Raw genomic sequence first — 426 nt, 5'->3', positions numbered from 1 at the left:
AACCTGATCCGACCAGACCACATTTATGATTTCGGCCCAAAGAATCAGGCCGTCGAATTGGCGTTGTCGGCGAGGAAGCCGTGCAACGCCGCGACGACCTGGGCGCCCTCGCCGATGGCGCCGCCGACGCGCTTGACCGATCCGGAGCGGACGTCCCCGACCGCGAACACGCCGGGCACCGTGGTTTCTAGCGATTGTCCCTGTCGCGGGCCATCGTGCCCGTTCTGGCCGGTGATCACAAAGCCTCCGCGGTCGACCTTGACGCCGCAACCTTCCAGCCACCCGGTCGCGGGATCGGCGCCGACGAACAGGAAGACGTTGTTGACGTCGAGCGTGTGCTGCTCCGGCGCCAGGCGGCTCTTCCAGCGCACGCGCTGCAGCGTGGAATCCTCGCCGCCTTCGAGCGCCGTGATCTCGGTGTTGAAC

General features: G+C 66.4%; 1 protein-coding gene. It reads right to left on the bottom strand.

Going from position 1 to position 426, the window contains the following annotated elements:
* Positions 1 to 44: 44 nt before the first annotated feature.
* Positions 45 to 426: NAD(P)/FAD-dependent oxidoreductase (locus I6F36_RS38990; RefSeq protein ID WP_225173293.1), on the bottom strand; the 382-nt coding region annotated here is incomplete at its 5' end.

Source organism: Bradyrhizobium sp. BRP19 (assembly GCF_020194195.1).
Taxonomy (GTDB): domain Bacteria; phylum Pseudomonadota; class Alphaproteobacteria; order Rhizobiales; family Xanthobacteraceae; genus Bradyrhizobium; species Bradyrhizobium yuanmingense.
The sequence above is the reverse complement of the archived record's forward strand: the minus strand, read 5'-3'. Positions and strand labels throughout refer to the sequence as shown.